The sequence below is a fragment of the Paenibacillus sp. 01L418 genome (assembly GCF_056400045.1).
This window is the reverse complement of the sequence record NZ_JBFTSN010000187.1, coordinates 1-11,644: the sequence shown is the minus strand read 5'-3', so window position 1 is coordinate 11,644 and position 11,644 is coordinate 1. Positions and strand designations below refer to the sequence as shown.

Annotated in this window: 10 protein-coding genes; 3 read left to right on the top strand and 7 right to left on the bottom strand. The window is 42.9% G+C overall.

What is annotated here, in order from left to right; all coding sequences use genetic code 11:
- On the top strand, positions 1 to 393 hold a 393-nt coding region (locus AC1DSE_RS20360), incomplete at its 5' end, for a hypothetical protein (protein WP_477528097.1).
- 23 nt (positions 394 to 416) lie between these two features.
- Here the strand turns inward: AC1DSE_RS20360 and AC1DSE_RS20355 are convergent.
- Complete coding sequence (locus AC1DSE_RS20355; RefSeq protein ID WP_477509075.1) at positions 417 to 1,697, bottom strand: adenylosuccinate synthase; 1,281 nt, start codon at positions 1,695 to 1,697, stop codon at positions 417 to 419.
- Between the two features lie 110 nt (positions 1,698 to 1,807).
- Between AC1DSE_RS20355 and AC1DSE_RS20350 the strand changes: the two genes are divergently transcribed.
- Positions 1,808 to 2,686: a LysR family transcriptional regulator gene (locus tag AC1DSE_RS20350; protein ID WP_477509076.1), complete on the top strand. Its 879-nt coding sequence runs from the start codon at positions 1,808 to 1,810 to the stop codon at positions 2,684 to 2,686.
- 42 nt (positions 2,687 to 2,728) lie between these two features.
- Here AC1DSE_RS20350 and AC1DSE_RS20345 read toward each other — a convergent pair whose 3' ends face one another.
- The 6 genes from AC1DSE_RS20345 to AC1DSE_RS20320 all read right to left on the bottom strand — a co-directional run bounded on the left by AC1DSE_RS20345 (position 2,729) and on the right by AC1DSE_RS20320 (position 10,755).
- Positions 2,729 to 4,507, bottom strand: coding sequence for a sensor histidine kinase (locus AC1DSE_RS20345; RefSeq protein ID WP_477509077.1), 1,779 nt, complete (start codon positions 4,505 to 4,507; stop codon positions 2,729 to 2,731).
- Positions 4,504 to 6,045 carry a response regulator gene (locus tag AC1DSE_RS20340; protein ID WP_477509078.1) on the bottom strand — a complete coding sequence of 514 codons (1,542 nt, stop codon included), beginning with the start codon at positions 6,043 to 6,045 and terminating at the stop codon, positions 4,504 to 4,506. The genes AC1DSE_RS20345 and AC1DSE_RS20340 overlap by 4 nt, the downstream gene beginning before the upstream one ends.
- Positions 6,046 to 6,172: 127 nt before the next feature.
- The gene (locus tag AC1DSE_RS20335; RefSeq protein WP_477509079.1) at positions 6,173 to 7,828 is read right to left on the bottom strand and encodes an extracellular solute-binding protein; all 1,656 of its coding nucleotides are present in this window, start codon (positions 7,826 to 7,828) and stop codon (positions 6,173 to 6,175) included.
- Positions 7,829 to 7,905: 77 nt separating this feature from the next.
- Positions 7,906 to 8,802: a carbohydrate ABC transporter permease gene (locus AC1DSE_RS20330; protein WP_477528096.1), complete on the bottom strand. Its 897-nt coding sequence runs from the start codon at positions 8,800 to 8,802 to the stop codon at positions 7,906 to 7,908.
- 34 nt (positions 8,803 to 8,836) lie between these two features.
- Positions 8,837 to 9,799: an ABC transporter permease gene (locus AC1DSE_RS20325; protein WP_076267454.1), complete on the bottom strand. Its 963-nt coding sequence runs from the start codon at positions 9,797 to 9,799 to the stop codon at positions 8,837 to 8,839.
- Positions 9,800 to 9,975: 176 nt separating this feature from the next.
- Positions 9,976 to 10,755, bottom strand: a complete 780-nt coding sequence (locus tag AC1DSE_RS20320; RefSeq protein WP_477509080.1) for a YheC/YheD family protein — start codon at positions 10,753 to 10,755, stop codon at positions 9,976 to 9,978.
- Between the two features lie 298 nt (positions 10,756 to 11,053).
- Between AC1DSE_RS20320 and AC1DSE_RS20315 the strand changes: the two genes are divergently transcribed.
- The coding region (locus tag AC1DSE_RS20315; protein WP_477528095.1) for a glycosyltransferase family 39 protein at positions 11,054 to 11,644 on the top strand (591 nt) is incomplete at its 3' end.

Below are 11,644 nucleotides of genomic sequence, written 5' to 3'. Positions count from 1 at the left end.
ATTTATGATCTCCGCGGCGGCGCAACAGCTACCTTCGCACATAGCTTGGCTGCAATATATATCGGGGTTTCCATCGCTTGGGGACATCGGATGATCAAATGGGCTGATGAAAGGTTTGCTCATCGCTTTGCCGGCGGACCTGCTCCTGCTCGCAAGCCGAAATATGGCAAAGATCATGCTCGCTACGAGCGAAATGGCTGGCTGCATCACTTGCTCGCATGGGTGATAGGCGCTGCCATCTTGTATGGCATGATTTTAATGGTCGGCGATGCGGTGCGAACGGAGGTTTTATTTAACACGCTTCGTTTATGGTCGATCATTCTCGTCATTGATTTTGTCATCAGCTTTAGCTATAGCCTATGGCCACGCGCCAAAAAAGCAGAATCCAATTAGGATTCTGCTTTTCTTTTACTAAATCATCGTGTGATTAGCTGCTCACGACGCGGTCCTACCGATACGCTTGCAACTTTTACGCCAATGGCTTCTTCCACAAACTGAACGTATTGCTGCGCTGCTTCAGGCAACTGCTCAAAAGTTGTAGCTTGCGAAATATTGCAGTTCCAGCCTGGCAAACGCTTAAGCACTGGCTTAGCGGAAGCAAGCGCTGCTGTCACTGGGAATGAATCCTTAATGATTTGTCCACCCAATTCATAACCTATACATACTGGAATTTCATCTAAGTATCCTAGAACATCAAGATTGGTCAGCGCAACCTCCGTAGCCCCTTGCAGCATGCAGCCATAACGCGTAGCCACCGCATCAAACCACCCCATTCGGCGCGGGCGCCCTGTATTCACGCCAAATTCTCCTGCATCGCCTCCCAAACGGCGAAGCTCATCAGCCTCCGCACCTGTCAGCTCACTGACGAACGGTCCGGCTCCAACACAGCTGGAATACGCCTTAACTACCGCAATGATTCTCGTAATTGCATAGGGTGGAAGACCCGCGCCTACTGGCGCAAAGCCCGCCAGCGTAGACGATGATGTGGAGTAAGGATAGATGCCGTGATCCGGATCACGCAGCGCCCCAAGCTGTCCTTCCAGCAATATCGACTTTCCAGCTCGATACGCATCATTTAACAGCTTCGTTGTATCACAAACGAAAGGCCGCAGCTTCTCCGCTTGCTCGAGCAGCACGGTCAGAAGCTCCTCCGCTTTGATCGGCTTTCTATTGTACAACTGCTCAAGCAGTACATTCTTGGCTGCCAAGGATTGCTCTAAACGCTGCAGCAATCGCTGCTCATCATACAGATCCGCAACTTGTACGCCAAGCTTCGCATATTTATCAGAATAAAATGGAGCAATGCCTCTTTTCGTCGATCCGAAGCCGTTTGAGCCAAGCCTTTCCTCCTCCAGCTCGTCAAATAAGCGGTGAATAGGCAGTACAACCTGTGCTCGTTCGGATATTCGAATTTGCGGCTCCGGTACTCCTCGTGCTATCAGCTCAGTCCTCTCCCGCAGCAGCACTTCAATATCAAGAGCTGTGCCTGGGCCAATGACGTTCGTAATCTCTGGATAAAAGACGCCAGACGGCAGCATATTCATCGCGAATTTACCGTAGCTGTTAATAATCGTATGCCCAGCATTGCTGCCTCCTTGATAACGTACGACAAATGAGGATTTGGCAGCTAACGCATCTGTCATTTTTCCCTTGCCTTCATCTCCCCAATTCGCTCCCACTATAGCGGTTACCGTCAATTCAATCGCCTCCTAATGTTGTTATTGCCCTTTAAGGTTTATTATAATGAATGATGTGACATTAAAATAATTGATATAACTAATAGTTCATATTAGGTGGGATTATAACTATGATCGTAAACATGGAGTGGTATCGCGTCTTTTATTGGACGGCTAAGACAGGAAGCTTATCGCGCGCTGCAGAACAGCTTTATATTACACAGCCAGCCGTCACGCATACGATTAAGCAATTAGAGGCAAAGCTAGGCGGCCAGCTTTTTTTCCGTATGGCCAAGGGGGTTAAGCTTACGACTGAAGGCGCGGTCCTCTTTCGATATATCGAGCAAGCGTATAGCTTTATTGAGACAGGGGAAAAAATGCTCGCAGAAATGCACAACCTGCAAAGCGGTGAAATTAGTATCGGTGCAAGCGACACGTTATGCAGGCATTATTTGATGCCGTATTTAGAGCAGTTTCATACGGAATATCCAGAGATTCGCATTCGTGTGACGAATCGAACAACCCCTGAAACTATCCAGCTTCTAAAGGAAGGAAAAATTGATTTCGGCATCGTACATATGCCTGCTTCGGACAGTCAGCTAGACTTTCGGTTAAGCGTGCCCTTGCAGGATATACTCGTCGGTGGTCCTGCTTATTCATCTCTTGGTGATACCGCCATAGAGCTTGAGGATATTAGCAAGTACCCGTTATTGCTTCTAGAAAAAGGGGCGGGCACACGAGAGTTCCTTGACGAGTATGCCGCAGCGCATGGTACAAAGCTCACGCCAGAGCTTGAGCTTGGCAGCATGGATCTGCTTGCAAAGTTCGCACGAAGCGGCTTTGGGCTGGCCTTCCTCGTTCGCAGCTATGCTGCTGATGAGCTTGCTTCTGGCGAGCTCGTCGAAATTTCGCTGATCCCGCCCATCCCCGCACGCAGCATTGGTATCGCAACGCTTCGCGGTGTGCCGCAATCCGCAGCATCCAAACGATTTTTGGAGCTGCTGCCCTAGCCGCTTGGCAAAAAACTAAATGCATAAAAAAAACGTCCTATTCTAAATAGGACGTTCTGGTTCTATTTCTTTTTTTCTAGCTGGAATCGTAATCGAAATGGATGTGCCCATTCCTCTTTTGCTCACGATCCGCACGCCGTATTCTGCTCCAAAATGAAGCTTGATCCGCTCGTCCACATTCCGAACCCCGTAGCCCACATTCACTCTCTCAATAGGATCGGACATTTGGCGTAAAATCTCAGGATTAATGCCAACGCCGTCATCAATGACTTGGAAGGTTATTAAATCCCCCTCCATCTTGCCTACGATTCGAATGTTAATCTGTGCTCCATACCAAGCATGCTCAAGCGCATTTTCGATAAAGGGCTGTAAAATAAGCTTTACGGTCGTAAATCTTAAAATATCAGGATCAATGTCAAACCAGATTTGCATACCGTCTTCGAATTTCGTCTTCTGAATATTGATATAGGCATTAATCTGCTCCAGCTCATTCCGAATCGGAATAACGGTTCTACCTTCATTCAGAGATAACCGGTAAAATTTCGCTAAATCAAGCACCATTCGCTGCAGCTTATCTACCTGTCCAAACTTAGCCAATCTACTGATCGAGGACAATGTGTTATATAAGAAATGCGGATTGATTTGCGCTTGCAGCGATTCCAGCTCCGCTTCCTTTTTCTTCATATTTGTCATATAGACTTCTTGAATTAATCCGTCAATATTATGACCCATATCGTTTAAAGCGAAGGAAATGCGCGTAAATTCATCCTTCCCTTTAAAATGAATCTTTTTCTTGAAATTCCCTTCTTGAAAGGCATCCAGCACACGAACGATTTTGATAACCTTACGAGAATAAAAGCGAGAAATATACAAGCCAGCAAGTGAAAATACAACAAAGCAAGCCAAGCAAATTAAGAAGGTCCAAAACTTTACCTTGTCCGTAGCCTTCTCCATAATATCGGTTGGAACGAGTGCGAGCAGCTTCCAATTCAGCTGTGGAATCTTTTCCTCTACGGCCCAATAGTTCGCCATTTCCGCTTCACTCAGCGATTCACCAATATTAAAATCGGTATCACCGGAGGAGAACATAATTCTTCCATTCTCGTTGAGTGCAAAAATTTTCGTTCCTTTACCGATTTTCTCAGAATCAACGCTCTCGAGCAGATCGGTAAGTCTCAGGCTAATACGAACGAAACCAATTTCCTCAAGCGTAATGGGATCATTCATATTAACAAGTCTTCTGAGCAAGGAAATATGCCCGAATTTTGTATCCCCTTCAACCTGCTTCCACTGCATGGTCTCGCCATACCGCTCCACGGGGTAATCTATATACCATGCCCTGTCCTTAATTCTAGAAATATGGTACAAATCAAATAAAGGCCCCTCCGCGTTCAGCGGATCGGTATTATTATAATTGTGATAAATTTCCGGCAATGTATTGTTATGTAGATAGACTGCAAGGCGCATTTTATTGCTTGCTGCCTCCACCGTTGTTTGCATTTTTGGAAGGAGCTGCTTAGTCGTGGCTTCGTAGCTAACCCAGCCTTCTTCATAATGACGCAAATAGGATGCAAGATTACTGTCAAAATAAAGCATGCCGGATATACGTGACACATCCTCCATTTTGTACATAATATTATCCTTCATCTGAGCCAGCGTACCAAGATTAATCTCGCGGGTTCGCTCTTGAACGGAGCTTGTAAAAATAACATTCGCTGCATAGCCAATTAGGATCACCGGCACCATGATAAACAAGCTGTAGGTGAGCATAATTTTAATCCCAAACGGAATATAACGATGCTCCTTCTTATGTTTGGTCATTTTCGTCTAAACTCCAACGGCGTCATACCGTACATTTCTTTAAATTGTTTGCTGAAATATGGCAAGTGACGATAGCCTACTTGATCTGCTATCTCATAAATTTTCATATTTGTTGTTTTGAGCAGCTCACACGATTTCTCCATGCGCAGCTGAATAAAATATTCGCTGAAGTTTTTACCTGTCTCCTCTTTAAAAATAAGGCCAAGGTAGTTCGGCGATAATGAAAATTGCTCCGCCAAATCACGCAATGTAATGTTATCATGTGTACGTTCTTTCATATAATCAATCATTTGTTTAATAAGCTTCCAATTTTTTTTATGCTTGTTTGCCTGCAAAGTTTCGGATATTTCGTAAACCCTGCGTCTCAGCCACACATGAATATCGTTGATCGTCTCAAACTGCATAATGATATCGTAATTATTCAGCTCCATGCCAAACAGCTGAAATACATTTTCATTCGTTCTTTGCAAATAATTATCAAGCTTCATTACGATATAAAGCGCATAGTTGCGCAGCGTAAACTTTGACTTTAAGTTTTTGGCAACCTGAAATAAGTCATCCAGCTCATCATGAATGCGAACGAGCTCATAACCCGACATCGCAACAAACAAGGCTTCCAGCTTCGCATCGAGATGCTTGACATCCTCTTTCTCTGCCGGCCTAACCTCGCCGTGACCAATGACCTTTCCTTTGCCGTAAAACATTTTCAAATCCAAAGCTTCAACGGCCTGACGATAGGAGGCCGAGAATTCGTTGATCGAATCACATAATTCACCAACGCCTGCGGTAATGGAGAAGGTATGCTGTTCGTTGACTCGATTAACGATCTTGAGTGGCAAAACATCTTTATCCGATTGCTCAATGAGAATCGCAACCCGGAATTTGCTTATTTTACAAATATGCGAAATGCCAAACTCCTTACAGATCGATACCACTTGCTGAATCTCATCCTGCTCTGCCCGCGTCTCATCGTTCAGTTTCCAAGACAAATCATCCACTTCAATTACGGCTACTAAGCCGGGATAGAGAAAACGATTCATCTCATATTCTTGACTCAATACCTCAATGGTTTTGTCATCGCTCGTTCCTTCAAGCAATTGCAGCATATATTCATTTTTTACGATCGGAACCATTTGACCATATGTATTTTGCCGCTCTTGCTCATGGTCCAAAACATCTCGAACCTTAAGCAGGGAATCAATCAGCTCCTGATCATCCATCGGCTTTAAAACATAATTGACAGCATTAAGCGACAATGCCTGCTTAACATAGCTGAAATCCTGATATCCGCTTACGAAAATAATTTTAATATCCTTCGACATCTCGAGTGCGCGTCTAGCCAGCTCAAGCCCCGTCATATTAGGCATACGGACGTCAGTCACAAGAATATCTATTTTTTCCGTATCCAGCACTTTACAAGCATCAAATCCGTTCATCACACCCGCTACGATTTCCATACCGAGATCTGTCCAAGGAATAAAAGCACGCATACCTTCCAAATCTAGCTTTTCGTCGTCCGCCAGCAATACTTTATACATGATGTTATCAGCTCCAATTAGGCAAAGGCTTTACGTTCATCGAACATTTCATCATTCTATTAAAACGAAAAAACTCGGGTACACTAAATATCTTAGTATACCCGTCGTTTTTACGAAAAGCTATGGCTTATTCAGCTTTCATTTTTGCAAGGTTAGCTTGCCATTTTTCTGTTTTGAATGCTAGCAATTTATCATAACCAGCAGCTTGAGCATCTTTTTCGCCTTTATCAAGAACAGCTAGTACTTCAGCATCATTTTTCGCGAACAATGCTTTTGCTCTAACTTCTAGGAACAAGTCCTCGATACGTTGACGGATGATACCTTCTTCTGTATCCGGTTGTGGATCGATGTTAATGAATTCTGTTGCATTGGATTGCGTTTTCCACGTAATTTCACGTTGGTAACGAGTAGACCAGTTTTGTTGCTCAACTGGCAACGACTCTTCAAATTTAGCTTTTGTTGTATCTAGGAATACTGTGTTACCAACCCAGTTAAGGTTCGTTGTAATCGCTTGAAGCTTACCAAGACCGCTTGCATCAGAAGTGTATTTTTCTGTGAACTTCGGAGTTTCGCCGTCAGCTTCTACGCCATCCCAATAGATTCCTGGAGGTCCCCACATCAAAGCGCTTTGTCCTTCAGGACCAGTCAACCAGTCATAGAAAGCGAAGATTGCTTCTGGGTTTTTAGCGCTTTTCGTAATAACCGTTACGTTCCAGCCTAACATACCATACGTACCAGGGAATACTTTGTTTTTGTCAACGCCTTCTTTGTGAATCGGCCAGATCATGAAATATCCAGCTTCTGGATCGTTTTTCGTAAGCTCAGCATGTGCTTGCATTGCAATTTCAGTCGGGCTTGCTGATGCAAATACTGCTACACGGCCAGTCATTACTTTTTCAGTAATTTGGTCAACGGTTTGTGTCATTGCATCTTGCGTAATCAATTTTTCACGGAACAGCTTGGAAGTATATTGCATTGCTTCACGGTACTCAGGGTCAAGGAAGATCGAAGTCAGCTTGTCGCCGTTAGGTACAGCACGCATACCTGGGAACTTCTGATCGTTTTCTTTGAATGCAGAGTACAATACGTCAAGGCCTTGTCCATCTTTTGCTAAATGCGGCTCGTAAGGAACAACATTCGGATATTTTTCTTTAACCAGCTTCAAGTAGCTGTACAGATCATCTGTTGTTTCAAGCTTAGGTGAACCAAGCTCAGTGTAGATCTTTTTGTTTACAACATAACCAGAGTTGCCGTTAGGTTGTTTTGTATACCAGTTAGGGAATTGATAAAGCTTGCCATCTTCTGAACGAAGCATGTTGATGCCTTCATCGCCCAACCATTTTTTCAAGTTCGGATATTTATCAAGATAGTCATCGAATGGAACAAGCAGATCAGCTGTGCGCAATTTCTCAACATCAACGCGCTCTAGCCAGATCGCATCAGGAAGCTCGCCAGTCGCGATCATCGTATTCAGCTTTTGTGGAGCCGCACCACCGGAGTGGATTGGTTTTACGTTTACTTTCTTTGTATCTCTAATCCAAGTACTCGTAATGTCGCCRCCCCATGCTGGCATAGTGTACCAGTCATAATGGCCATAAAGGGTAAAATCAAGCTGCTCCTTGCCAAGTTCATAAACCGATGCCGGCTTATTGCCGCTATTTTCCTCCGGCTTGCTTCCTGTTTCTCCGTTTTCTGTTTTACCGGAATTACCGCTACAGCCTGCCATTAAAGAAACGGCCATAAATGCAGAGACGATTGGGACGAGTAGTTTTCTTTTTTTCATCTGTTTATTATCCCCTTTCAAGCTCATTTTTATATGTTCAAAGCTTTCGCTCTAAACCACATGTCTTAAACTGCCTGCTACTCTTTCAATGATCCAACAAGAACACCTTTAACGAAATATTTCTGAACGAATGGATACACCATAATGATAGGAATCGTGGCAACCATCATCGTTGCCATAGACAACGATTTGCTCGTTACCGTTCTCATTTTGGCTAACTGCCCTTGCGCTGCAGAATCTAGCTGTGACATTTGATCCGATACGATATTAGAGTTCAAAATCTGCTTAAGCATCGTTTGTATAGGAAGCAGCTTCTCATTGGTGATGTAGATACTTGGACCAAACCAATCATTCCAATGAAAAACAGCCGTGAAAAGCGACAACKTTGCAATAACGGGACCAGAGAGTGGAACAACAATGCGGAAGAAGATACCCCAGTTGCCGCTTCCATCGATTTTCGCCGATTCCTCAAGCCCTGCAGGCAAGCCTTGGAAGAATGTGCGGAAGATGATCATGTTCCAAACGCTGACTAGTGTTGGAATAATGAATACCCAGAATGTATTCATTAAGTGAAGCTCACGAATGAGCAAGAAAGAAGGAATAAGTCCACCACTGAAGTACATCGTAATGATACACAAGATCATGTAAAACTTGCGGCCCATCAATTCTTTCTTCGAGAGGCCATAGGCGAATAATGCCGTTATAAATATGGATGCGATTGTACCGACAACCGTCCGACTGATCGAAACCAGAAACGCAGTTACCAATCGTTCATCCTTGAATACGATACCGTAGTTTTCTAAAGTCCAATCACGCGGCCAAAAGGTTACGCCCCCCATGGAGGTGTCTATTCCGCTGTTGAAGGATATGACAAGTGCATTCCAGAATGGATAAAAGGTCATAAAAGCTAGTAACGTTAGTAAGATGTAGATGGTCACCGTCATCACGCGGTCTCCAAAACTGAGCCTGATCACTGCATCATCCGCCTTTCCGGGCTAATTGTATAGTTTACCACAAGCTGCTGCCGGCCCTGCGTGCCAGAAAGTTCGCCATTGTCAAAAGTCCTACGCTGATAACGGCTTTGAACAATCCAACCGCTGTTGCGTATGAGTATCTAGAGCTTTGTATCCCGACTCGATAAACGTACGTATCGATAACATCTGACACGTCCCTGAGTACAGGATTTACAGCAAGCAATAGAATGTCTTCGAAACCTGCATTGAGTAGATTACCAATCGCCAGAATCATGAAGATAAGGACAACCGGCATGATCGAAGGCAATGTGATCAAAAAGATTTGTTTGAATTTACTCGCGCCATCCATAGATGCTGCTTCATACATGCTAGGATCAATACTTGCTATTGCTGCTAGATATACGATGGAGCCAAATCCAATTTCCTTCCATACTCCAGTCGAAACGAGGATGGACCAGAATAATTCTGGAAGTGATAGAAAGTTGATCGGTTCATCGATAAAGTTCATTTTCTCAAGTACGATGTTAATGCTTCCATTGTCCGTGGACAGCATTGACATAATCAGTCCCGCAACGATTACCCATGACATAAAGTGAGGCAGGTAACTTACCGTTTGAACCAGCCGCTTAAACATTAGGTTTTTCACTTCGTTAAGCATAAGCGCCAGCAAAATCGGTGCCGGGAATCCAATGAAAAATTTCAACAAGCTGATAATAACCGTATTTCGCATGACCTTGAAAAACTCCGGGGAGCTGAAGAACATGTCAAAATGTTTTAATCCAACCCATTCGCTTGCCATAAAACCTTTGAAGATGCTGTAGTCTTGAAATGCCATCAATATACCGTACATTGGGATGTAACTAAACACGATGATTAGTAACAATGCCGGCAATACCATCATTTGAATGTCCCATTGTTTTGCGAAACGCAGAAACGCATTTTTAGTTTTAGGTTTTGGTTTTTTTAATAGTTCTTCATTAACGGATAGTTGCGCCACTACTCAATCCCCCTTGCTCTAGTTGTTCTACTAGTATTCTATCGCGATCATAAACGCACTAATAGCTATCTGAACAACTAAAAATGATACTTTTCAATCATTGGAGTAAGCGCAATCATTAATAAGTATAAAAAAAGCAGATCGAGAAATCGTCTCGATCTGCTTTACATTTTTTTTCATTTTGCATCGCGCCTTCCGTAGCTGGCAGCAAAATGTTTCATTTTTTTATAGGCCGAAGGATCAAGCTTTTTAAGCGGATGAAATTGCGGATGATTGGAATTCACCTCAAGAACCCATAACTGCTGCTTCTGATCATATGCAAAGTCGATGCCAAGCTCGTGCATACCCGATCGTTTTTTACTTAATGTCCGTGATATTCGCAAGGCCACCTTGCTTAGTCTGCTGATCCGCTTATCAGTTGCTTCAATAGAAAGTCCTTGCCTTTCTCCAAGTTTTTTCATCGAATAGATTGCTCCGCCTTGATAATAGTTCGTTACGATTTTATGGCGAGCTCCTACCTTTACCATTAAACCCGTACAAACCCACTTGCCTTCCGGCTTCCGCTGAACCATCGCTCGAATATCGTAGGGACATCCATCCACGCGATCTAATGATATTCCTTTTTGAATAATGAGCTTACTCGATTTCATTTTCTTTATTTGCGAATAAGCTTCGGAAACGGAATGATAAAATTTTTGTATTTGTTTTTTCTTAACGATTGAATAAAGCTCATAACCCGAATTCACCCGTTTCAGCTTAAATATGCCCAAACCGAGTGAGCCAATATCTGGCTTGACATAAACGGTGTTATGACGGTTTAGCATCATCTGCAAGTGCTCACGGCTGAATGATACCGTATTCGGTACATACCGCTTCAATTTTTTATTCGCACATAAGTATTTGCAGACCCGCAGTTTTCCTCTTATATTGCGACTTGCATACTTTTTCTTATACACAAAAGTTCACCTCAGCTTACTTTATGACAGGATGAACAAGTGCAACTGTACGAACGTTTATAGACAGCAAATATACTAATCCATTTTTCTTCCAACGGATTGGAACATTTTTCATATGATACACGTTATAATGGAGTTAATATAAGCGAAAGGTGAGCAGCAGAATAAAAACTAGGAATGATAGGAATGGTTGTAACTTGAAAGAACTCGTTTAACCCAAATAGACCCATTAGACACAAAGCTTGAGGTCACATTATTATTTATAAGTGTTATAAATCATGAAAAGCGGGGCAATGAAATGAAAATTTTTCAAAAAGTAGGCAATGAGGCACTTTTATACCGTATTATTTTAGCAGCTGTTGTTGTGTTTTTCATTGCAATAGGAACATTCATAACGTTTCAGCAAGGCAGCGATATGTATTTAGGCAATTTCGAAGAATATAATAACGATGATGTAAAATATATACGAAGTGCCGAGACATTGCTTAATGAAGGTACATTTACTTATCACAAAGTAGAAGATTCGACTGTATTTATTATGCCTGCCCTTACGATGGTGTTGGCATTTTGTATGAAGATATTTGGATATTGGCAGGGAATTACTGCATTCCGCATTCTTCAAGTTTTAATGATGGCAGGAACGATGATTCTTCTTTATCAAGTTTGTCGACGATTTTTCCATGAACGAATTGGTGTAATAGCAATCCTACTGTTTGCGCTATATGCACCTAACTATATGGCAGCAAATTTGATTTTAACGGAAGCCTTTGGGCAGTTGTTTTTATGGCTGTTTATTTATACCGGAATTGTAGCTGTAGATAAAAAGAAATTGAGTTGGTTCGCCATTGCAGCAGTAAGTTTAAGTATCGGGATATATGCAAGGCCAAAC